This window comes from Brachybacterium sp. UMB0905, assembly GCF_002871795.1.
Classification (GTDB): Bacteria; Actinomycetota; Actinomycetes; order Actinomycetales; family Dermabacteraceae; genus Brachybacterium.
The window spans coordinates 160917-182972 of the sequence record NZ_PNHL01000007.1; the positions used below are offsets into that span (position 1 = coordinate 160917).

Genomic DNA, 22056 nt, shown 5'->3' on the forward strand with positions numbered 1-22056 from the left:
TGCCCGCGGTGGTGCCTCACGGCAGGTCGATGTGATCGCCGGGGCTGGGGAGGATCTGCGTGAGCACGTGCAGCGCACGGCTGATGACCTGGGGTTGCGCCCGCTGCATTGCGTGCTCGTCGATGAGGCGCAGTTTCTAGAGCCGCACCAGATCGATGACCTGTTCCGGCTCGCCAAGGACGATGGGATCTCCGTGATCTGCTACGGGCTGCGCACCGATTTCCGCACCGCGATGTTTCCCGGGGCGGCACGGCTGTTCGAGCTGGCGGACAACGTGGAGAAGCTGCCGACGATGTGCCGCTGCGGCTCCCAGGCGGAGTTCAACTGTCGCCGCGTGGGCGAGCATTTCGTGTTCGAGGGCGAGCAGGTGGCTATCGACGGCACGGAGGTGACGTACATGTCGCTGTGCGGGCCGTGCTTCATGCAGGAGCAACGTGCTGCCGGGGTACGGGTGCTGGGCTGAGAGCGACCCGCCCCCGGGGATAGCCCGGGCCCCCGCCCTCTTACGGGAGGACGGGGGCGCGTGCTGCGCGAGGTCAGGTCAGGAGCCGAGCGGCTTATCCTCGCCCACCTCGGCGTTGCCGCCGGAGGTTGCGCTGTCCGCGGACTTCTCGGCCAGGTTCTTCTCGTTCTTCGCCTCACCGGTGACACGGTCCTTCGCGGCACCCGCGGCGCTGCTGACCTTCTCCTGCACACCGGCGGCCACGCCGGGAGCCTTGTCCTTCACGGTCTCGGCGGTGTCGTGCGCCACGCGGGTGGCGGTGTCCCGAGCCTGGGCGGCGCGGCGCTGGACCTCGGGGTCGTCGGCCACCTGACGGGCGGTGCGCTCGAGCGACTCGTAGGGGCCGCGGCCGGCGCGGGAGCCGATCACGAAGCCGATGCCGAGCCCGGCCAGGAAGATGAACTTCTTCATGGTCTCTCTCCTGTGTGAGGTGTCGTGGACCTCATGCATGGTGCCACATCACGGTGAATGACCGGTCAGTTCTCGACCGTCCGGTCCTGCAGACAGCGCACGCCGGGCGTTGTGCATCAGCGGTGGCGGAGGTCATACGATCGGCCTACCGGCAATGCCGCCGGGCCGCACCCAGCACCATTGCGATGAGGAGCAGACAGAGTTGTCCATCCAGAGCACCTCCCCCCGTCCCACTGACCCGGCTGCCCCGCAGCTGCCGAGCCCCGAGGAGGTCGCCGAACAGGTGCACCGCTGGGTGGACGCCGCCGCGATGCGGCCGGTGCCCGGGCAGGCGAAGATGCTCTCTGATCTGCTGCAGGACCCCCAGGGGCTGGACTTCACCCTCGCCTTCGTGGATCGGGTGATCCGACCGGAGGATCCACGGGCCGCTGCGGTGGAGCTGCGTCGCCTGGCACAGAACCCGCCATCGTTCCTGCCGGCGGCCCTGCGCCGCGTGGTGGCTCTGGGCGGCGCCGCCTCACAGCTGGCCCCGCACCTCGTCGTCCCCACCGCGCAGGCGGTCATGCGCCGCATGGTGGGGCATCTGATCCTCGATGCGCGGCCCCGCCAGCTGGGCAGCTCGATCGAGCGCCTGACCCGTGATGGCACCACCTTGAACATCAACCTGCTGGGTGAGGCAGTGCTGGGCGCGCAGGAGGCGGCGCGGCGCATGGAGGGCGTGACCGAGCTCGTGGCCCGCGACGATGTGGACTACGTGTCCATCAAGGTGTCCTCGCTGGTGGACCATCTGCCGCTGTGGGCGGCACGGGAGACGGTCGATCACATCGAAGAGAAGCTGGTGCCGCTGTACCTCGCGGCCGCCCGCACCTCACCGGCCACGTTCCTGAACATGGACATGGAGGAGTACCGGGATCTGGAGCTGACGCTGCAGGTGTTCGAGCGTCTGCTGGCACGGCCGGAGCTCACCGATCTGCCGATGGGCATTGTGCTGCAGGCGTACCTGCCCGATGCGCCGGGAGCCATGGCGCGCCTGCGCGAGCTGGCCGAGCGCCGAGTGGCCGCCGGGGGCGCGCCGATCAAGGTGCGCCTGGTCAAGGGCGCGAACCTGGCGATGGAGCGGGTGGATGCCTCGGTGCATGGGTGGCCGCTCGCGACGCTGGGCAGCAAGGAGGAGTCCGACGCCCAGTACAAGCGCATGCTCATCGAGGCGGTGGATCCTGAGCGGTTGCAGGCGGTGCACCTGGGCATCGCCGGGCACAACCTGTTCGATGTCGCGTTCGCGCATCTGCTGATGCAGCGCCGCGGCATCCCGGCCGGTCCCGGGCACGGCATCGAGTTCGAGATGCTCGCAGGGATGGCCCCTGGGCAGCAGGCGGTGGTGCGCGAGGCGACCGGGACGATGCGGCTGTATGTGCCGATCGTGCATCCGGACCACTTCGATGTGGCGGTCTCCTACCTGGTGCGGCGCCTGGAGGAGAACGCCTCCTCGCAGAACTTCCTGTCCGCGGCGTTCCAGCTGGACTCCTCCGCGGAGCTGTTCGCGCGCGAGCAGGGACGTTTCGAGCAGGCCCTGCAGCGGGCCCTCAGCGAGGTATCCGCGCCCACCCATCGGGGGCAGGACCGCCTGGCGGAAGTTCCCCGCGACGGCGCGATCACCCTGGGGGATCCGGCGCTGCCGACGGTGCCCGGCGCATTCAGCAACACCCCCGATACGGACCTGTCCACCCCGGCGAACCAGGAGTGGGCCGAGCAGATCACCCGCCGGATCCGCGGTTCGCAGGCCGGTGTGGAGCGGATCGAGCGGGCACGGCTGACGAGCACCGACGAGGTGGATGCGGCGATCACAGCAGCCCTGCAGGCGCAGCAGGAGTGGCAGGCGCTCCCGGTGTCCGAACGCGCGGAGGTGCTGCGGCGCATCGCCGGGGTGATGGCGGGCAGCCGCGCGCTGCTGCTCGAAGTCGCGGCAGCGGAGACCGGTAAGACCCTCGAGCAGGGCGACCCAGAGGTGTCCGAGGCGATCGACTTCGCCCTGTACTACGCCGAGCAGGCCGAGCGCCTGGCCGAGCACGGCGAAGTGGAGTTCACCCCGCGGCCGCTCACGCTCGTGACGCCGCCATGGAACTTCCCGCTCGCGATCCCGACAGGCGGGGCGCTGGCCGCGCTGGTGACCGGCAGCGCGGTGATCATGAAGCCGGCTCCGCAGGCCCGCCGCTGCGGCGCGGTGCTCGCGGAGCTGTTCGAGCGCGCCGGGGTGCCCGCGGGAGTGTTCACCCTGGTGGATGTGCCCGAAGATGAGGTGGGGCAGGCCCTGATCTCCGACCCGCGGATCGATCAGCTGATCCTCACCGGTGCTTCGGACACCGCGGCGCTGTTCGCCTCGTGGCGTCCCGAACTGCGGATCCTCGCCGAGACCAGCGGCAAGAACGCCATCATCGTCACGCCCCAGGCAGATCTGGACCTGGCGGCTCGGGATGTGGCCTTGAGCGCCTTCGGGCATGCCGGGCAGAAGTGCTCGGCCGCCTCACTCGTGATCACGGTCGGATCAGTGACGCGCTCGCGGCGCTTCGCGGCGCAGCTGGCCGATGCGGTGCTCAGCACCCACGTGGGGCACCCGACGGACCCGACGGCGCAGATGGGCCCGGTCATCGAGCCGCCCGGGGACAAGCTGCACAGCGGCCTCACGGAGCTGGGTGAGGGCGAGGAGTGGCTCTCACGGCCACGGGCGCTGGATGAGTCAGGGCGTCTGTTCTCCCCGGGCGTGCGCTCCGGGGTGCAGGAGGGATCCGCGTTCCATCTCACCGAGTACTTCGGGCCGGTGCTGGGCATGATCCATGCGGACACGCTCGAGGATGCGGTGCGGATCCAGAACGGCACCGCCTATGGCCTGACCGCGGGCCTGCATTCCCTCGAGCCGGCGGAGATCGCCTGGTGGACCGAGCATGTGCAGGCCGGCAACCTGTATGTCAACCGCGGGATCACCGGCGCGATCGTGCAGCGGCAGCCCTTCGGCGGGTGGAAGCGCTCGGCGATCGGGCAGACCGCGAAGGCCGGGGGCCCCAACTACCTGGTGCACCTCATGGAGGGAGCCGATGCCGCAGCACTGCCGGACCGCGAGCAGGATGGCGAGCAGTGGCTGGCCGCCGCCCGGCATTCGGATCGCGAGCACATGGCGGGCCTGTTCGCCCCGCGCGATGAGCAGGACCTGCACGGGGAGATCAATGTGCTGCGCTACCTGCCGCTGCCGGTCCTGGTCCGTGCCGCCGCGGGGACGAGCGCGATCGAGCTGCGGCGCGTGCTGCATGCTGCGGCGACCACAGGCGCTGAGGTGGAGGTGTCGGTGGCCGACGCTGCCCTGCACGGTGTTGCGCTCGGTGCCGAAATCCCCCAGCAGCGAGTGCGGGTCGAGGACGCAGCCACGTTCGCCGGTCGCATCGGCGGGATCGAGCAGTCGCGGGTGCGGCTGATCGGCGAGGCCGATCCGCAGCTGCGGGCGGCGCTCGCCGAGCGGGTGGAGGTCGCGCTGTTCTCCGGTCCGGTGCTCGCCACGGGGCGGGTGGAGCTGCTGAGCTTCCTGCGGGAGCAGGCGATCAGCGCCACGAACCACCGCTACGGCAATGCGCTGCCGCATCGGCTGGACCTCACGGGCGGAAAGGGTTTCGCGCGCGGGCGGGCCTGAGCAGGCGAGCGTGCGCCGTGCTGCATCGGGGATGGTGGGTGCGCTGGGTCACAGGGTTCGGTAGCGTAGTGCGCCACCGTTCCCGAGCACACCGAGGTGTTTCCTCATGACCTCTCCCCGTCGTCGCACGCTGCTCACCGCGGGCCTGACCGGAACGGCGGCGGTCGTCGCGGTCCCGTCTGCCCTGGCCTCTTCGTCCGGAAGGATTTCCCCCGTCGTGAATCAGTCCCCCGCTCCCGCCGGCCCTCTGACCCCGCACCAGGAGCGGGAGCGGGTGCTCGCTGCCGTCCGCGCGCTGCTGACGTACTTCCGGGCGGAGAACGACCCGGACATGCTCATCGAGCGCTACCCGCGGCAAGAGGACGACCCGGAGTTCTCCTATGTATGGCCGCTCGGCCAGGGCGCTGCGGGCATCACGGAGGCGCGGGCCGCGATCGAGGGCCCCGGCCCACAGATCGACACCGGGGACCTGGATCTCGCCGCCGCGGAGGCGGCGATGGAGCGGGCCCATGAGCACTACTGGTACCCCGAAGGCGGGACGACGGGACTGCCCGGCTACACCGCGGCGACGAACTCCGAGCAGGGCGCTCACGGTGACTTCTTCTATGACGACAACGACTGGATCGCGCTGCTGGAGATCGAGAAGCACCTGCTGAGCGGCGGGGCCATGGGCGATCTGGACCGGGTGGGCGAGCTGCTGGAGCTGTTCCGCTCCGGGGAGTCCACCGACCCGGATCTCGCCTCCCCCGGCGGCATCTTCTGGACCCAGGGTGACTGGAACGAGGACCGCAACACGGTCACGGTCTTCCCTTCAGCCAAGGTCGCGCTGCGCTGGCATCAGCTGACCGGCCAGGAGCAGGCGCTCGGGGATGCGCTGCGCTGGATGGCCTGGGGCCGGGACACGCTGCTGGCGCCGAACGGCCTGTTCTGGGACAACATCAAGCCCGATGGGAACATCGACCGCACCCACTGGACCTACAACCAGGGCGTGCCGCTGGGCACCGAAGTTCTCGCCTACGAGATCACCGGCGAGAAGACCCATCGGCAGAACGCCCTGGATCTGGTGGAGGCGATCATCGCCTTCTACAAGCCCTTCGAAGAGGGTGGGCCGCTGGATGACCAGCCGATCCAGTTCAACGCGATCCTCATGTCGAACCTGCTGTACGCCGAGTCGGTGCTGGGAGGCCGGGCGCAGGGCAAGAAGATCGTGGACGCCTACGCCGAGCGGCTGTGGGCTCATCGCCGTGATCCGGAGACGAACCTCGTGATCAAGTCGCGGGAGACGGATATCGGCACGCATCTGCTGGACCAGGGCGGGTTCACGCGCGCCCTGGCGCTCGCGGCGATGCCGCGCCCGCTCTGGCAGCACCTGAGCTGAGGCCCCGCGCCCCGGCACTCTTCACGAGGTACCTCGCCACCACCCCTCACAACGTTTTCGGCTCCTGCGTTCCAGATCTGGAACGCAGGAGCCGAAAACGTGCACCGGGGCCCCGGGGTCAGCTCACGGCAGTGCCGATGCGGGCGCCCTCGGGCACCTCGCCGCCCTCGGGGCCGAGCACCGCCTCACCCACCACGGCGACGTCGGCGCCGAAGGTCCAGTCGCCCTGGACATCGAGGCTCGAGGCCTCCTTCAGCGAGGGGATGCCGTGGGGGAAACGGGGCTCGAAATCGCCAATGAGCTTGTAGTGGTCGGCGGCAAGCGTGACGGTCGGCACGGTATCCACCTGCTTCACGAGCGCCACCCGCTCATCGAGGCGGTAGGCGTCCGAGCGCACCAGCAGCAGGTCGCTCGTGGCCTTGACCGGCAGGAACCGATCGCGGTCCACCACGATCGCGGTGGCGCCGTCGAACACCTCGATCGCCGCGCCCATGGCAGATTCGATCTGGTAGACCGGCGTGGAGGACTTGTCCGCGGGGTCGACGGTCTTCTCGTTGCGGATCAGCGGCAGGCCCATCACCCCGTCCCGCTGAGCCAGGATCTCGGCCAGCTGCTCGAGGTCCCACCACAGGTTGTTGGTGTGGAAGTAGGGGTGGCGGTGCTCGTCGGTGAAGTAGTCCATCTCCTCCGCCGGGGTCTGCGCGGTGTCGCGCAGGATGAGCCGACCATCGCTCTTGCGCACCGCGAGGTGCCCGCCCTTGCGATCGGCGGGGGTGCGGCGGCACAGCTCAGCGGCGTACGGCGCGCCGGTGGAGGCGAACCAGGCGGCGATCACGGGGTTCGGCACGGTGCCGAGGTTGTCGGAGTTGGAGACGGAGGCGTACTTGAAGCCGGCATCCAGCAGCTTCTGCAGCACCCCGGAGGTCTGCAGGGCGGTGTAGATGTCCCCGTGGCCGGGCGGGCACCACTCGAGGTCCTGGTCCGCCTCCCAGGTGACGGGCATGAGGTCATCGGTGCGGAGCTTCGGCTCCTTGTTCTGCAAGAAGTCCAGCGGGAGGTCCCCGACGGGCAGGTCTGGGTACTTGGCGAGCACCGCGAGGGTGTCCTCGCGGGTGCGGAAGGAGTTCATGAACAGCAGCGGCAGGCGAGAGTTCGTGCCGCGGCGGGCGGCGAGGACCTGCTCGACGATGATGTCCAGGAAGCTCTTGCCGTCCCGCACCGGCAGCAGGGACTTGGCCTTATCCAGGCCCATCGAGGTGCCGAGCCCGCCGTTGAGGTTGATGATGGCGAGCTGATCGAAGACCTTCTTCGCCTGCGCGACGTCGATCTTCACATCCTCAAGTTTCGGCGGGTCGAGGTACGGCTCGATCGTGTCCTCGGGGATCGTGCCGGTCACGCCCTCCTCGAGCTGACCGTAGTAGTGGGAAAAGACGTCGATGGCGGTCTGCGGAACGCCTGCGTCGGCCATCTTCTGCTGTGCTGTGGAGAGTCCGTCGGTGCTCATGCCGACAGGGTATCGGGGGTGAGCTCGAGCCGCGGCGAGCACGCCAGTGCGCGCAGCACCGACCGGTCGTGGGTGGCGATCACCACGGCCGCCGGTGTCGCCTCCAGCGCGACCAGGAGGTCGTCGACCCCGCTGATGCCCAGATGGTTGGTGGGCTCGTCCAGCAGCAGCACATCGGGGCGCTGGGCGAACAGCCGCGCCAGGGCCCGTCGGCGTCGCTCCCCCGGGCTGCCCCGGTGTTCGCTCGGACCGCCGCGGCCACGTTCCGGGCCACCCCGGTGAGGATGCTGGTCGAGGTGGACGGTCTCGTCCTCCTGTGCCAGGTACCCGATCCGGGCCCCGCCCAGGACGCGCACCGTGCCGGCATCGGGTTCGAGAGCACCGGCGAGCACGCGCAGCAGCGTGGTCTTGCCCGCCCCGTTGGGGCCGACGACCAGCAGCCGGCCCCCGCCCTCCAGGCGCAGGGTGGTCTCGGCCAGGCGCGGCGGCGTGCCTGGCTGGTCCCGCTCCACTCGTATGCCGTCGGCGCGCAGCAGCGGCTTGCCGGTCGGCGTGACGCTGACGGGCAGGCTCAGCCGCGGCGGGGGCGGCGGGACGTCGAGCCGATGCTTCTCCAGACGATCGATGCGCTCGTTCATGGCGCGCACCACGCCGGGTGCACGTGACTGCCGCTGGTGCTTGCCGGTGCCCTTGTCGGGCCGCCACCCGGTGGAGAGCCGCGCCCGGGCGGCCTCGGCCTGTCCCTGCAGGCGCGTGTGCTCCTCCTGCTGGGCGCGGTAGGCGTCCTCCCATGCTGCGCGATGGCGCCGCCGGGTCTCCTGCCACGTGTCGATCCCGCCGGTGACCAGCAGCGGCGGGCCGTCCATGGTGGGGTCCAGGTCCAGGAACGCGGTGGCGACGTCGGCCAATAGGGCCCGGTCGTGCGAGACGATCGCGGTGGCCCCGTGGTGCTCGCGCAGGGTGCGGGTCAGGTGCTCCAGACCGCGTGCGTCGAGGTGGTTGGTCGGCTCGTCCAGCAGCAGGATGTCCTCCCTGGCGGCGATCACCCCGGCCAGGCGCACGCGGTAGCGCTGCCCCACCGAGAGCGTGGACAGGGGGCGGCTGCGGTCGGTGATGGCACCGACCTCCTCCAGTGAGACCTCGAGCCGGCGCCCCGCGTCCCAGGCATCCAGGGCGGAGGCGGCCGCGAGCGCCTCGTCGTAGCGACGACTCGCCGCCGGGCCGGTGTCTTCGGTGAGGGCCTGGGCAGCGCGGTCCATCTCGTCCAGTGCTGCGAGAGGGCGGGCCAGCAGGTGGTCCAGGAGGTCGCCGATGGTCAGGGCGCTGCCATCGGTCGCGGCGGTGGTGGGGAGCTCCTGGCGCACGATGCCGAGCGAGCCGTGTCGCTCCACGGTCCCGGCATCGGGCTCCAGGTCTCCGGCCAGGGCGTCGAGCAGGGTGGTCTTGCCCCGGCCGTTCTCCCCGACCACGGCGAGGGAGTCGCCGGGTGCGAGGGTGAGGTCGATGTCGCGCAGGATGACGCGGCCGTCTTGTGCCAGGCGCAGGCCGCGGGCGCGGAGATGAGCGGTGCCGGTGGTGGGCAGGGGGTGGGTGAGAGAGGACATGTCGTCGCTTCCGGTGGTGGGTGGCACCGGGCGTGCGAGATCGGCCGCCCGGTCGTGGTCCGGACGACGGCGTAGGGGTGTTCGCGAGCGCCGCCGTCAGCGGCGGACGCGGGGGCGCGGCGCCATGGCCGCGGTCGACATGCAGTACCTCATGGCATCCACGTTACGGGGCCCGGTCCGTCTCATGCCACGTGATTTCCTCGGCTCGGATCAGCGCCGGCCACCTCGGCGGTGAGGTGTCTATCTAGTATGGAGGGATGACCGCGTCGCTGCACATAGTTCGGAAGCGTCTCGCATCGGACAAGGTACGAGTGCTGGTGAGCGATCTCGACGGCGTGCTGCGCGTGTTCGACCAGGGACTGTGGGACGAGCTCGACGCAGAGCTTGGGCTCGAGCGCGGCAGCAGCTTCCGGGCGATCCTCGGCCATCCCTATCTCGAGGAGGTCACCCGCGGTCGCGGCACCCATGCCCGGTGGCGCGAGGTGGCCATCGAGCATCTGGTCGCAGCAGGTGCAGATCCCGACGAAGCCCACCGCAGCGTCGACCGATGGGCCGGCACCCCCGCCACGGTCGATCAGGACGTGCTCTCCGTCCTCGATGAGGCCCGCGCGTGCGGCATCGCGGTGTTCGTCTTCACTAACGGCACCGACAGGGTCCTTGCGGAACTGGAGGAACTGGGGCTGCTCGCCGTGGTGGGAAGGCGCGGTGAGCACCTGATCAACAGCGCTGACCTCGCACGCGCCAAGCCCGATCTGGAGGCGTTCGAGCGGGCGCACGGAAGGATCGAGCACCAGCTGCGCCAGGATCGAGGAGAGCCGGTGCGGATCCGGCCGGACGAGGTCCTGTTCCTGGACGACTCCCGCCGCCACGTGTACGGCGCCCGTGCCTTCGGGTGGCAGGCGGTGCTGCACCGGAGAGGCGAAGTCAGCGGCTGAGGGCAGCTGTCCGTCTGCGTGCATCCCCGGTCACTCGCTCACTGGTTGAAGCTGTCGGAGTCCTCGGCGCGCATCAGGTCCAGGGCGATGAGTCCGCCGATCACCGCCAACCGCTCGCGCGGCGGCATGGTCGGGTTCAGGACGGCCACGTAGCAGCTGTGGCCCAGCAGGCCTCGGCCGATCCCGCCAGCGACGCGCCACGTGCACGACCCCCTGCCCGCCGGCGCTCATGGTGAACTCGAAGCCCAGGGCGTTCCCTGGTGGGCGTGCATGTGACCACTGTGCCAGTACCCGGCCGGGAGCACGGACACACTCATGGATCCGCGCCAGTAGAATCGACTCCCATGAGCACAGTCCTGTCCGCGGTCGCCTGGCCGTATGCCAACGGTCCCCGCCACATCGGTCACGTCGCCGGGTTCGGCGTCCCCTCCGACGTCTTCTCCCGCTACATGCGCATGGCCGGGCATGACGTGCTCATGGTCTCCGGCACCGACGAGCACGGCACCCCGATCCTGGTGGAGGCCGATAAGCAGGGCGTGAGCGCCCGCGACCTCGCCGACCGCAACAACCGCCTCATCGTCGAGGACCTGGTCGCGCTGGGGCTGTCCTACGACCTGTTCACCCGCACCACCACCCGCAACCACTACCAGGTGGTGCAGGACATGTTCGTGACCGTGCGGGACAACGGCTACATGATCGAGCAGCCCACCCGCGGCGCGATCTCCCCGTCGACCGGCCGCACCCTGCCGGACCGGTACATCGAGGGCACCTGCCCGATCTGCAAGACCCCCGGGGCGCGCGGCGATCAGTGCGATGCCTGCGGCAACCAGCTCGATCCCACCGATCTCATCGACCCCGTCTCCCGCATCAACGGTGAGACCCCAGAGTTCATCGAGACCACCCACTGGTTCCTGGACCTGCCAGCGCTCGCTGCGGAGCTGGGGCGCTGGCTGGATGAGCGGGAGGCCACGGGCCTGTGGCGCCCGAACGTCATCCGCTTCTCCCAGAACATCCTGGAGGACATCCGCCCGCGCGCCATGACCCGGGACATCGACTGGGGCATCCCTGTGCCCGGCTGGGAGGACCAGCCGAACAAGCGCCTGTACGTGTGGTTCGACGCCGTGATCGGCTACCTGTCCGCCTCGATCGAATGGGCGCGCCGCACCGGCGACCCCGACGCCTGGAAGAAGTGGTGGAACGATCCGCAGGCGCTGTCCTACTACTTCATGGGCAAGGACAACATCGTCTTCCACTCCCAGATCTGGCCAGCGGAAATGCTCGCCCAGAATGGGGCGGGAGACAAGGGGGGCAAGCCCGGCGCCTTCGGTGAGCTGAATCTGCCCACCGAGGTGGTCTCCAGCGAGTTCCTCACCATGGAGGGCAAGAAGTTCTCCTCCTCCAAGGGCGTGGTCATCTACGTGCGCGATGTCCTCGAGCGCTACCAGCCCGATGCGCTGCGCTATTTCATCTCCGCGGCCGGGCCGGAGAACCAGGATGCGGACTTCACGTGGAGCGAGTTCGTCTCCCGCACCAACAATGAGCTCGTGGCTGGCTGGGGCAACCTGGTCAACCGCACCGCCGCGATGATCGCGAAGAACGTCGGCGAGATTCCCTCGGCCGGGGAGCTCGAGGACGTGGACCGGCGCCTGCTCGAGGCGATCCGCGAGGGGTTCACCACGGTGGGCGATCTCATCGAGCGCCACCACCAGCGCAATGCGATCGCCGAGGTCATGCGTCTGGTGGGGGTGGCGAACCGGTACGTCTCCGAGACCGAGCCGTTCAAGATGAAGGCCGAGGAGCAGCGGCCGCGCCTGCTCACCGTGCTGCACGTTCTCGCGCAGGCCGTCACGGACCTCAATACGATGCTTGCGCCGTTTTTGCCGCATTCCGCGAACGCGGTGGAGAAAGCCCTCGGCGGCGAGCGGATCATCGCGCCGATGCCGCGGATCGAGGAGGTCGAGGACCTCGACGGCGGGCCAGGCTATCCCGTGATCACCGGTGACTACACCGATGTGCCCGCCTGGGGCCACCACCCGGTCACCCCGGGCCGACCGGTCAGCAAGCCCACCCCGATCTTCGTCAAGCTGGACCCGAAGGTGGCCGAGGAGGAGCTGGCCCGCCTGGAGGCGGAGACCACCGAGGGCTGAGATCCGGGACGATCACAGGCACCACGGCGGGCACGAAGAGCGCCGACGGGGTAGCGTCGGATCCCTCATATCCCCGAGCCCGCTGCGAGGTCCCCATGTCCTCCCCCTCCACCGCCTCCCCGCCCTCCGCAGCGCCGTCGCTGAACCCCAAGGTCATCGGGGTCAGCGTCGCCGCTGCCGTGGGTGGATTCCTGTTCGGCTTCGACACCTCCGTCATCAACGGCGCGGTCGATGCGCTCTCCGGCGAGTTCGAGCTCGGAGCGGGTCTGACCGGCTTCGCGGTGTCCTCCGCGCTGATCGGCTGCGCCGTGGGCGCCTGGTTCGCCGGCTCACTCGCCAACCGTTTCGGCCGCATCCCCGTGATGGTGATCGCCGCGATCCTCTTCCTCGCTTCCGCGATCGGTTCCGGCCTCGCGTTCGGGGTGTGGGATCTGATCCTGTGGCGCGTGGTCGGCGGCCTGGGCGTCGGGGCGGCGAGCGTGATCGCCCCCGCGTACATCGCCGAGGTGGCTCCCGCCCGGTATCGGGGACGTCTGGGCTCCCTGCAGCAGCTGGCGATCGTGCTGGGCATTTTCACGGCGCTGCTGTCGAACGCGCTGATCGCGAACACCTCCGGCGGTGCAGCCGAGCAGTTCTGGTTCGGCATCGGTGCGTGGCGCTGGATGTTCATGATCGAGGCGGTGCCTGCGGCGATCTACGGGATCATGGCGCTGTTCCTGCCGGAGTCCCCGCGCTATCTGATCGGGAAGGGTGAGATCGACAAGGCCTCGAAGGTGCTGCTGGATGTCACCGGCGAGATCGATGTCAACCTCAAGATCGAGCAGATCCGCACCTCGCTCGAGCGGGAGGAGAAGGAGAGCCTGCGGGATCTGCGGGGCCAGACTGCCGGGCTGCAGCCGATCGTGTGGCTGGGCATCCTGCTGTCGCTGTTCCAGCAGCTGGTGGGCATCAACGTCATCTTCTACTACTCCACGACGCTGTGGCGCTCGGTGGGCTTCGATGAGTCGCAGGCACTGCTGACCTCGACCATCACCTCGGTGATGAACATCGTCGCGACGATCATTGCGATCGCCCTGGTGGACCGGGTGGGCCGACGCGTCATGCTGCTGGTGGGCAGCGCCGGGATGACCGTGTCGTTGGGCCTGATGGCGCTCGCGTTCTCCTTCGCCGACACCTCCGGTGGGGCCGACGCCCTGACGCTCCCTGAGCCGTGGTCCACGATCGCGCTGATCGCCGCGAACGCCTTCGTGCTGTTCTTCGGCACCACGTGGGGTCCGCTGGTGTGGGTGCTGCTGGGCGAGATCTTCCCCAACCGCATCCGCGCTTCGGCGCTCGCGGTGGCCGCGGCCGCGCAGTGGGCCGCGAACTTCGCGGTCTCCACCACCTTCCCGGCGCTCGCGGAGGTGGGCCTGACCCTCGCCTATGGCCTGTATGCCGTGTTCGCGCTGCTGAGCCTCGGCTTCGTGTGGCGCTGGGTGCCCGAGACCAAGGATCGCGAGCTGGAGGACATGGACGAGCTGCGGCTGGGGCGCTCCCGGTCGACAGACTGAGCGCGCTGGCCCGGGGCTGACCGCGGTCAGGCGTCGTCGTCGCGCAGTCCGCCGAGGTCGATCACTCGCAGCACCACCGCGTGGTCGGCACCGGCAACCTTACCGCCTGCGCGGAGCGCCGAGCCGATCAGCTCCTCCGGCTCGGGGTGCCCCGTGACGTGCTCGAGGTACGCGGCGTGGGAGCGCAGCGAGTCGATCGAGGCCTGAACCTCCTGCGGTCCCACAACCTTTGCGTGGGTGGGCTCGGGGTGTCCGGCGATGAGCAGGGCGCGCGGGTTCCAGGCCTCGAGTCCTTCGCTTTCGCGCAGCTCCCGGAACACCCACGGGTTGCCGGCGTCACGGCAGGCGTCCGCGGCGGCGAGGCCCACGGCACGGTGATCGGCCTGGTTGAGGCTCCCGTAGGCCTCCACCTCGAAGTTCGTGGCGAGCACCAGCTGGGGACGCACCTGCCGGATCACGCGGGCGATGCCGCGCCGCAGCGTCAGCCCTGCTTCGACCATCCCGTCGGGGTGGTCCAGGTAGCGCAGGTCCGTGACGCCCACGCACTCACAGGCGGCGCGCTGCTCACGCTCCCGCAGCGGGGCGATCTGCTCGGGCGGATCGGCCATTCCGGCCTCGCCCCGCGTGGCCAGGAGGTAGGTGACCTCCACGCCGGCATCGCTCCATGCGGCCACTGCGGCGGACGCCCCGTACTCCATGTCATCGGGATGCGCGACCACGCACAGGACGCGCTGCACCCCGTCCTCGGGCAGCGGGGGCAGGATCTGGGATGTTCGCTCGGGGGTCATGTACTCACCCTACGGGTCCGGATGCGCCGGGATGGCGTGCGCCTCGGGGCTGCTCTCACGCAGCCCTCACCGCGAAAGCGGTCGCCCGCACCCCCATACTCACACTTCTTCCCATAAGTGTGAGTACAGCGCCTGCATGGTCACAGTTCCTGCCGCGGTACCCGTGCCGCCCGTCGGTGTCCGCCCCGGCTTCTGGCACGTACCGGACGATGGCATGGTCTCGCGCAGCGCACGCGCTCGCGGCACCGGGTCCTACGAGGCCACGCTGCCCGCTCCCCTGGCGCACGCCGATCTCACGGTCCCTCTCGAACTGAGCGCAGCAGTTTCCGACGCCGGAATCCTCCAGGAGGCGACCGGGCGCTCTCGTAACCGCGTCTGGGTGCAGAAGGACGTGCTCAGCATTCTCGACACCTACGCCGAGCAGGCCCGGCGCCGCGCCTGAACGCTCCGCTCCCTCACACGGCGCCACCCGCCCAGGTCCCGTCGGCCGTCCAGAGACCTGAGCATCCCCGGCGGTGCGAGCCCACCAGGTGGGTGTCCACGATCCCGATCGCCTCCATGAGGGCGAACATGGTGGTGGGGCCGATGAAGCGGAAGCCACGGGCCCTGAGTGCGGCGGCGAGCGCTCGGGACTCCGGTGACGTCGGGGGCACCTCAGCCGCGGTGCGCGGCACGGGTGTGCGCTGGGGCCGATGGGACCACACGAAGCTCGCCAGGTCCGATCCGGGTCCGTCCCAGCCCCGCAGATTCTGCGTCGCGCGGGCGTTGCTGATCGTCGCCTCGATTTTGCCGCGATGCCGGATGATCCCGCGATCACCCAGCAGGCGCTCCACATCGCGCTCGTCGAATCCGGCGACCGCATCCACGGCGAAGCCTGCGAAGGCGCGGCGGAAGCCCTCACGGCGGCGCAGGATCGTGGCCCAGGAGAGGCCGGACTGGAACCCCTCGAGCGCGAGGCGCTCGAACACCTCGGTCTCGTCCGTGACCGGCATCCCCCATTCGGTGTCGTAGTACTCGCGCAGATCTGCGTGGACGCTCGCCCAGGCGGGGCGAGCCAGCCCGTCGGCCCCGGGCACCAGGTCCGGCTGCGCGTTCATCGTTCGGCTCTCACTCGTCGATCTGGCCGACGGGTTCCTTCTTCTCCGCCTGGAACTGGTCCTCGATCCGGCCGAGCGCCCAGTAGGCGGAGATGGAGATCTGCTCCCGCGGGATCTGCGCCTCGGTGACCAGGGCGCGGCGCAGCTGCTTGGTCAGGCCCCGCTCCGCATGGCAGAACACCTGCAGCCCATCGGGGTCCAGCGGTAGGGAGCGCACGCGCTCAAGCAGCTCTTCACGCTCCCCGATCACCCAGGTGACCTCGATGCCCGCGGGATGGTCGAGACGCAGACGGTCCTCGTCATGCTCAAGGTGGATGAGGGCACGGCCGCGCGCCTGCTCATCCATGCTCTCGAGTGCCGCCGCGATCGCGGGCAGCGCCGCATGGTCCCCGATCAGCAGGTGCTCACGGGCCGTCGGATCCGGGCTGTATGCACCACCAGCACCGTTCATGGCAACTCGGTCTCCGGGCTGCGCCTGGTCGGCCCAGCGGGCGGCGATCCCGGTGGCATCCCCATCGGCGTGCAGCACCACGTCCAGATCGATACAGCCGCGCTCATCATCCCAGCGCCTCACCGTGTAGGTGCGGCGCGAGGGCAGCAGATCGGGCGATTCCTCCCGCAACCGATCCATATCGAAGGGTGGGGTCAGACCGCTGCCAGGGGCGGGCAACAGGAGCTTCACATACGCATCGGTGTGCTCATTGCGCCGCAGCACCTCGTACCCCTCCCCGCCCAGGGTCACACGCAGCAGGCGGGGGGACAGCCGCCGCTTGCCCACCACCTCCAGGACGGCCTGGGGGCGCGGGGATCGAGGGCGGCGGACGGTCTCGGACTGCGTGTGGGACATGCGCCCACTTTACGGGACGACTGCTTTTCGAAAATAGTCCTGGGCGATGAGCGACATCTCGCACCCCGTACCCTGACCGTCATGAGCACCGCATCCCGCCCCGAGGTGGACGTCGCGATCGTGGGATCGGGTCCCAACGGCCTAGCGGCCGCCGTGATCCTCGCTCGGGCGGGACTTGCCGTCCAGGTGCTCGAGGCGCAGGAGACGATCGGCGGGAGTGCCCGCACCCTGGATCTCGGTCTCGCTCCGGGGATCAGGCATGACCTGTGTTCGGCGGTGCATCCGCTTGCGCTCGCGAGCCCCTTCTTCGCCGCCTTCGATCTGCCCTCCCGCGGGGTGCGCGCCGTCGCTCCGGAGGCCTCCTATGCGCAGCCTCTGGGTCGTGAGCCCGCCGCGATCGCCTGGCACGACGTCGAGCGCACTGCGGAGGGCCTGGGGGCCGACGGCCCCGCATGGCGGCGGATCCTGGGGACCCTGGCCCGGCATGAGGAGCTCGTGGTGGAGCTCGCCCTATCCGATAAGCGCTCCCTGCCCTCCGGTCTCCTCTCCCCCGCCGCCCCGGGAATCGCGGCCCTGTTCGGGAGCCTCATCGCCCTCCAGGGCAGCCCCGCCTGGAATCAGCCCTTTGGCACCGAACGGGCCCGGGCACTGCTGGCAGGCGTCGCCGCCCATGCCATCGGCCCCCTGCCCTCCCCCGCCCTCGCCGCGACCAGCGCACTGCTGGGCACGATCGCGCACGGGACCGGCTGGCCGATCCCCGTCGGCGGTTCCCAGGTGATCATCGATGCGCTGGTCGCGGATCTCACCGCCCACGGCGGCAGCATCACCACCGGCCGCACCGTGCAGACCTGGCGAGATGTGCCACCGGCGCGCGCGGTGCTGCTGGATGTGCCCGCCCCGACGGCCGCACGGATCCTCGCCAACCGCCTGCCCGCCCGCCTGGAGCGCTCCCTGCGCCGCTTCCCGCGCGGAAACGCCGCGGCGAAGGTGGATCTGGTGCTCTCCGGCCCCATCCCCTGGCGGGATCCAGAGGTGGGACGCGCCGGCACCCAGCACCTGGGCGGCACGCGCACGCAGATGGCGCACGCGGAGGCGGAGGTCGCGGCAGGGCGCCTGCCGGATCGCCCCCTCACCCTGGTCTCGGATCCGACGGTGGCTGATCCTTCGCGGATCGTCGACGGGCTGCGCCCGGTGTGGGCGTACGCGCATGTGCCGGCCGGCGACCCCACCGATCCCACCGAGCGGGTGCTCGCCCAGATCGAGCGCTTCGCCCCCGGGGTGCGGGATCTCGTGGTCGCCTCCCACGGCATCCCCGCCGCCGAGATGTCACGGCACAATCCGGCGCTGCTCGGCGGAGATATCGCGATGGGCCAGGTGACGATGCGGACGATGATCGCCCGGCCCACCGCAGCATGGGATCCCTTCCGCCTGGCCGAGACCGGCTGGTACCTGTGCTCCTCGGCCACGCCGCCCGGCCCGGGTGTGCACGGCATGTCCGGGCTACATGCGGCCCGTCGGGTGCTCGCGCGGGAGTTCGGCATCACGCAGCTGCCGGGCCTCTCCCCCACCGACTGACTTATCACACACCGCCCTGCATACTTTGCCATCGCGCCGGGAGAGGAGCACCATGGCTCCTCGTGAGCTCTACCGACCCGATTGATCCCCAGTCCCCCAAGCCCGGCACGCCCACCGGCGGCGCCGGTATCGCTACCGCTGAGGCGGATGACGCCGCCGCGCACAACCCCACCGGCAAGACCTTCATGGGTCAGCCGCGGCCGCTGGCGAACCTGTTCAGCGTTGAGATGTGGGAGCGCTTCAGCTTCTACGGCATGCAGGGGATCCTCGCGATCTACATGTACTTCGCCGTCACCCAGGGCGGGCTGGGCATCGATGAGCACATCGCGCTCGGCGTCGTGGGTGCCTACGGCGGGTCGGTGTACCTGTTCTCGATCATCGGCGCGCTGGTCTCCGACCGCCTGCTCGGCCCCGAGAAGACCCTCTTCGGCTCCGCCGTGATGATCATGGCCGGCCATATCGCCCTCGCCCTCGTGCCGGGCGTGGTCGGCCTCATGATGGGCCTGCTGCTGGTGGGCGTCGGCTCGGGCGGTCTGAAATCCACCGCTGCCACGCTCGTCGGCTCCCTGTACACGCGCGATGACCCGCGGCGTGACGCCGGCTTCTCGATCTACTACATGGGCGTGAACATCGGCGGCCTGTTCGGGCCGCTCGTGACCGGGCTCGCCGAGCAGACCTGGGGCTTCCACCTCGGATTCGGCCTCGCGGCGATCGGCATGGCGATCGGGCTGGCCCAGTACGTCCTGACCCGCAAGGGCCTGCCGGCCAGCGTGCACCGCGTCCCGGACCCGCTGCCGCGCTCGCAGTATCCGCTGTGGGGCGCGCTGGCCGCCGGCTCGATCGCACTTGTCGTGGTGCTCGCCATGACCGGGGTGCTCAACGCCGGGAACCTCGCCGACGTGGTCGTCGCCCTGTCGGTGATCGGTGCGATCGTCATCTTCGCGGTGCTGCTGACCTCGAAGAAGGTAGACGCCGATGAGCGCTCGCGCGTCATCGCCTTCATTCCGATGTTCATCGGCACCTCCGCGTTCTTCGCCCTGTTCCAGCAGCAGTTCACGGTGATCACCCTGTACTCGGACACCCGCCTGGATCGGGTGCTGTCCTTCCCGCTCCTCGGCGACTGGGAGATGCCGATCTCCTGGGCGCAGTCCTTCAACCCGTTCTTCATCATCGTGCTGGCCCCGCTGTTCGCCGCGCTGTGGACGAAGCTCGGCACCCGTCAGCCCGTCACCCCCACGAAGTTCGGCATCGGCATCATCCTCATGGGCGCCGCGTTCCTGCTCTTCCTGCCGATGGCGAGCGTCGCCGCCGTGCCGGTGCTGTGGATCGGCCTGATCATGCTGGTGGCGACGCTCGGTGAGCTGTCGCTGTCCCCCGTCGGCCTGTCGCTGTCCACCAAGCTCGCGCCGCGCGCCTTCCCCGTGATGATGATGGCGCTGTACAACCTGTCGGTGGCGCTGGGCACCGCGCTGTCCGGGTCGCTCGCCGGGTTCTACTCCGCCGACGCCGAGGTCGCCTACTTCGGCACCCTCGGTGCGGTGACCATCGGCATCGGCGTGGTCATGCTGGCGATTTCCCGCCCGGTGCACCGGGCGATGCGCGGGGTGCGCTGAGCACCTCGCACCATCACCAGATCCGACGGGGACGTGAGCTGCTCACGTCCCCGTCGGCTGTCGGTCATCGGGTGTTCCTCGGTCATCCGGCATGTCGTCACCTCCGCGATATCCGTGTGCGGGAGTATTCCCGTGACACGCCCCACCATGCGGCGCACACTGTCGCCAAGTGGCGAGGGCGCGAGGAGGTGCGGCATGTCCCAGGTCAAGGTCTACAACCGCGGCTACGACCCCGACACCGGGGTGGGCGAGCTGCTGCACACCACCTCGGTGCGCCATGCCTTCGGGATGATCCGTCGCGGCGTCGCGAACCCGGTGGAGCTCACCATCATCGAGGACCGCATCATTCCCCTCGCCCTCGAGCTCACCCGCACCCTCTCGGGAGCCTGGGTGGAGGGCGCGGGGCATCGGTCGATCGGCTTCTCCTACCGGGCTATCCACCAGCGTGACCACTTCACCTGCGCCTACTGCGGGCGCAGCGTCTCGCGTGCCCCGGCCTGTGAGGCGCTGCTGGCCACGGTGGACCACATCATGCCGGTCTCCCGCGGCGGGGAGTCCTCCTGGCTGAACCTCGTGTGCGCCTGCCGGGAGTGCAACAACCGCAAGGCGGACCGCACCCCCGAGGAGGCCGGGATGCCGCTGCGCTTCGCGCCCTACGACCCGGCGGTGGCATACCGCGTGGGCGGGCATGTGGAGCAGATCCCGGCGCTCGCGGGAGTGTGAGCCCCGCCGCCGCAGCTCCACCCTCGAAGGGCAGCAGCGGGTGCTAGCGTTCACAGGGTGACCAGCACTCCCGCGCCCTCCACCCCGCCCCTAGCCTTCGACCGCGAGAAGTACCTGGACCTGCAGAGCCGTCACATCCAGGCCCGGCGCGAGGAGATCGGCGGGAAGCTCTACCTGGAGATGGGCGGGAAGCTGTTCGACGACCATCACGCCTCCCGCGTCCTGCCGGGCTTTCAGGTCGATGACAAGATCGCGATGCTCGAGCGGCTGCGCGATGAGCTGGAGATCCTCATCTGCCTGAACGCCAAGGACCTGCAACGCCAGAAGGTCCGCGCCGATCTGGGCATCCCCTACGAGGAGGATGTGCTGCGCCTGGTGGATGTGTTCCGCGAACGCGGGTTCCTCGTCGAGCACGTGGTGATCACGCAGCTCGAGGAGAGCGACCATCGTGCCCACGCCTTCGCCCAGCGGCTCGAGCGCCTGGGGCTCGCGGTCGCCCGCCATCGGGTGATCCCCGGATACCCGCAGGATGTGGACCGGATCGTCTCCCCGCAAGGCTTCGGCATCAACGAGTACAGCGCCACGACCCGGGACCTCGTGGTGGTCACCGCCCCGGGGCCGGGCTCCGGCAAGCTCGCCACGTGCCTGTCGCAGGTGTATCACGAGCATCAGCGGGGCATCGCGGCGGGGTATGCGAAGTTCGAGACCTTCCCGATCTGGAACCTGCCGCTCGAACATCCGGTGAACCTCGCCTATGAGGCGGCGACCGCTGACCTGGATGACCTGAACCTTATCGACCCCTTTCACCTGGCCGCCTATGGGGAGCAGGTCACCAGCTACAACCGGGATGTGGAGGTGTTCCCGCTGCTGCGCAGCCTGCTGGAGCGCCTCACGGGAACCTCCCCCTACGCCTCCCCCACCGATATGGGGGTGAATATGGCCGGGCACTGCGTGGTCGATGACGAGGTGTGCCAAGAGGCCTCCCGCCAGGAGATCATCCGCCGCTACTACAAAGCGGTGGTCGACGAGGCCATCCACGACAGCGATGACGAAGTCTCGCAGCGAGTGGCGATGGTGATGTCCAAGGCCGGCTGCCGCACGGTCGACCGTGCCCCGGTGGGTCCAGCCCGCGAGGTCGCCCAGCGCACCGGGGAACCGGGGGCAGCCATCCAGTTGGCCGACGGGACGATCATCACCGGCAAGACCTCCCCGCTGCTGGGGTGCTCAGCGGCGATGCTGCTGAACGCGCTCAAGCATCTGGCGGGGATCGACCCAGCGGTCAAGCTGCTGTCCCCCAGCTCGATCGAGCCGATCCAGACGCTCAAGACCGAGCATCTGGGCTCGCGCAATCCGCGTCTGCACACCGATGAGGTGCTCATCGCGCTGTCGGTCTCCGCCTCGAGCGATCCGGCCGCCCGGAAGGCCCTCGATCAGCTGCGCAGCCTCGCCGGATGCGATGTGCACACCACCACGATTCTGGGGACGGTGGATGAGGGGATCTTCCGCAGCCTCGGCATCGCGGTGACCTCCGAGCCCGTGTTCCAGCGGCGTTCGCTGTATCACAAGCGCTGAGAGATCACCATAGGTGCCTCTCCCCCGCTCGCCTCTTGCGCGCGCGGGGCACGAGGCGTTCCATGGATGATGGACAGACGTCATCCGGTCCACGGGATAGTCATGGATCGGTACGGGCACCACGCCCATGATCG

The 22056-nt window shown here is 69.6% G+C and carries 17 protein-coding genes; 11 read left to right on the plus strand and 6 right to left on the minus strand.

All coding sequences use genetic code 11. From position 1 onward, the window contains the following. On the plus strand, positions 1-463 hold a 463-nt coding region (locus tag CJ197_RS08860; protein ID WP_102236376.1), incomplete at its 5' end, for a thymidine kinase. A gap of 78 nt (positions 464-541) precedes the next feature. Here the strand turns inward: CJ197_RS08860 and CJ197_RS08865 are convergent. Then, positions 542-913, minus strand: a complete 372-nt coding sequence (locus tag CJ197_RS08865; RefSeq protein ID WP_102236377.1) for a hypothetical protein — start codon at positions 911-913, stop codon at positions 542-544. A 208-nt stretch (positions 914-1121) separates the two neighbouring features. On the opposite strand from CJ197_RS08865, the gene CJ197_RS08870 reads away from it, so the two are divergent. Both CJ197_RS08870 and CJ197_RS08875 read left to right on the plus strand, forming a co-directional pair. Then, the gene (locus tag CJ197_RS08870) at positions 1122-4589 is read left to right on the plus strand and encodes a bifunctional proline dehydrogenase/L-glutamate gamma-semialdehyde dehydrogenase (protein ID WP_369801524.1); all 3468 of its coding nucleotides are present in this window, start codon (positions 1122-1124) and stop codon (positions 4587-4589) included. Positions 4590-4695: 106 nt separating this feature from the next. Further along, entirely contained in the window at positions 4696-5967 is a 1272-nt protein-coding gene (locus CJ197_RS08875) for a glycoside hydrolase family 76 protein (protein WP_102236379.1), read from the plus strand. A 118-nt stretch (positions 5968-6085) separates the two neighbouring features. Here CJ197_RS08875 and CJ197_RS08880 read toward each other — a convergent pair whose 3' ends face one another. Both CJ197_RS08880 and CJ197_RS08885 read right to left on the minus strand, forming a co-directional pair. Next, complete coding sequence (locus CJ197_RS08880; RefSeq protein WP_102236380.1) at positions 6086-7471, minus strand: UTP--glucose-1-phosphate uridylyltransferase; 1386 nt, start codon at positions 7469-7471, stop codon at positions 6086-6088. Continuing rightward, entirely contained in the window at positions 7468-9075 is a 1608-nt protein-coding gene (locus CJ197_RS08885) for an ATP-binding cassette domain-containing protein (protein ID WP_102236381.1), read from the minus strand. The genes CJ197_RS08880 and CJ197_RS08885 overlap by 4 nt, the downstream gene beginning before the upstream one ends. Positions 9076-9332: 257 nt before the next feature. Here CJ197_RS08885 and CJ197_RS08890 point away from each other — a divergent pair, with 257 nt between their 5' ends. The 3 genes from CJ197_RS08890 (at position 9333) to CJ197_RS08900 (ending at position 13707) form a co-directional block, all read left to right on the plus strand. Further along, a complete protein-coding gene (locus CJ197_RS08890; protein WP_102236382.1) occupies positions 9333-10010 on the plus strand; it encodes an HAD family hydrolase in 678 nt (225 codons plus the stop codon). Between the two features lie 344 nt (positions 10011-10354). Then, a complete protein-coding gene (metG, locus tag CJ197_RS08895) occupies positions 10355-12157 on the plus strand; it encodes a methionine--tRNA ligase (RefSeq protein WP_102236383.1) in 1803 nt (600 codons plus the stop codon). Between the two features lie 95 nt (positions 12158-12252). Continuing rightward, complete coding sequence (locus CJ197_RS08900) at positions 12253-13707, plus strand: sugar porter family MFS transporter (RefSeq protein WP_102236384.1); 1455 nt, start codon at positions 12253-12255, stop codon at positions 13705-13707. 26 nt (positions 13708-13733) lie between these two features. On the opposite strand, the gene CJ197_RS08905 is transcribed toward CJ197_RS08900, so the two are convergent. Further along, entirely contained in the window at positions 13734-14495 is a 762-nt protein-coding gene (locus CJ197_RS08905) for a PIG-L deacetylase family protein (protein ID WP_102236385.1), read from the minus strand. A 136-nt stretch (positions 14496-14631) separates the two neighbouring features. Between CJ197_RS08905 and CJ197_RS08910 the strand changes: the two genes are divergently transcribed. Beyond that, positions 14632-14937 carry a hypothetical protein gene (locus tag CJ197_RS08910; RefSeq protein ID WP_146007740.1) on the plus strand — a complete coding sequence of 102 codons (306 nt, stop codon included), beginning with the start codon at positions 14632-14634 and terminating at the stop codon, positions 14935-14937. A 13-nt stretch (positions 14938-14950) separates the two neighbouring features. Here CJ197_RS08910 and CJ197_RS08915 read toward each other — a convergent pair whose 3' ends face one another. Further along, positions 14951-15592, minus strand: a complete 642-nt coding sequence (locus CJ197_RS08915) for a DNA-3-methyladenine glycosylase I (protein ID WP_102236387.1) — start codon at positions 15590-15592, stop codon at positions 14951-14953. A gap of 10 nt (positions 15593-15602) precedes the next feature. Beyond that, entirely contained in the window at positions 15603-16439 is an 837-nt protein-coding gene (locus CJ197_RS08920) for a siderophore-interacting protein (RefSeq protein ID WP_102236388.1), read from the minus strand. Between the two features lie 81 nt (positions 16440-16520). Here CJ197_RS08920 and CJ197_RS08925 point away from each other — a divergent pair, with 81 nt between their 5' ends. From CJ197_RS08925 to CJ197_RS08940, 4 genes are all read left to right on the plus strand, one after another. Further along, positions 16521-18014, plus strand: coding sequence for an NAD(P)/FAD-dependent oxidoreductase (locus CJ197_RS08925; protein ID WP_102236389.1), 1494 nt, complete (start codon positions 16521-16523; stop codon positions 18012-18014). 185 nt (positions 18015-18199) lie between these two features. Then, positions 18200-19627 carry a peptide MFS transporter gene (locus CJ197_RS08930; protein ID WP_102236420.1) on the plus strand — a complete coding sequence of 476 codons (1428 nt, stop codon included), beginning with the start codon at positions 18200-18202 and terminating at the stop codon, positions 19625-19627. Between the two features lie 195 nt (positions 19628-19822). Next, positions 19823-20350, plus strand: a complete 528-nt coding sequence (locus CJ197_RS08935; protein ID WP_102236390.1) for an HNH endonuclease — start codon at positions 19823-19825, stop codon at positions 20348-20350. 57 nt (positions 20351-20407) lie between these two features. After that, positions 20408-21922: a DUF1846 domain-containing protein gene (locus CJ197_RS08940; RefSeq protein WP_102236391.1), complete on the plus strand. Its 1515-nt coding sequence runs from the start codon at positions 20408-20410 to the stop codon at positions 21920-21922. Positions 21923-22056: the final 134 nt, after the last annotated feature.

Coding starts and splice junctions, on each gene's coding strand:
- CJ197_RS08865 (WP_102236377.1), bottom strand. CDS start 913: ATGAAGAAGTTCATCTTCCTGGCCGGGCTCGGCATCGGCTTCGTGATC.
- CJ197_RS08875 (WP_102236379.1), top strand. CDS start 4,696: ATGACCTCTCCCCGTCGTCGCACGCTGCTCACCGCGGGCCTGACCGGA.
- CJ197_RS08880 (WP_102236380.1), bottom strand. CDS start 7,471: ATGAGCACCGACGGACTCTCCACAGCACAGCAGAAGATGGCCGACGCA.
- CJ197_RS08885 (WP_102236381.1), bottom strand. CDS start 9,075: ATGTCCTCTCTCACCCACCCCCTGCCCACCACCGGCACCGCTCATCTC.
- CJ197_RS08890 (WP_102236382.1), top strand. CDS start 9,333: ATGACCGCGTCGCTGCACATAGTTCGGAAGCGTCTCGCATCGGACAAG.
- metG (WP_102236383.1), top strand. CDS start 10,355: ATGAGCACAGTCCTGTCCGCGGTCGCCTGGCCGTATGCCAACGGTCCC.
- CJ197_RS08900 (WP_102236384.1), top strand. CDS start 12,253: ATGTCCTCCCCCTCCACCGCCTCCCCGCCCTCCGCAGCGCCGTCGCTG.
- CJ197_RS08905 (WP_102236385.1), bottom strand. CDS start 14,495: ATGACCCCCGAGCGAACATCCCAGATCCTGCCCCCGCTGCCCGAGGAC.
- CJ197_RS08910 (WP_146007740.1), top strand. CDS start 14,632: ATGGTCACAGTTCCTGCCGCGGTACCCGTGCCGCCCGTCGGTGTCCGC.
- CJ197_RS08915 (WP_102236387.1), bottom strand. CDS start 15,592: ATGAACGCGCAGCCGGACCTGGTGCCCGGGGCCGACGGGCTGGCTCGC.
- CJ197_RS08920 (WP_102236388.1), bottom strand. CDS start 16,439: ATGTCCCACACGCAGTCCGAGACCGTCCGCCGCCCTCGATCCCCGCGC.
- CJ197_RS08925 (WP_102236389.1), top strand. CDS start 16,521: ATGAGCACCGCATCCCGCCCCGAGGTGGACGTCGCGATCGTGGGATCG.
- CJ197_RS08930 (WP_102236420.1), top strand. CDS start 18,200: ATGGGTCAGCCGCGGCCGCTGGCGAACCTGTTCAGCGTTGAGATGTGG.
- CJ197_RS08935 (WP_102236390.1), top strand. CDS start 19,823: ATGTCCCAGGTCAAGGTCTACAACCGCGGCTACGACCCCGACACCGGG.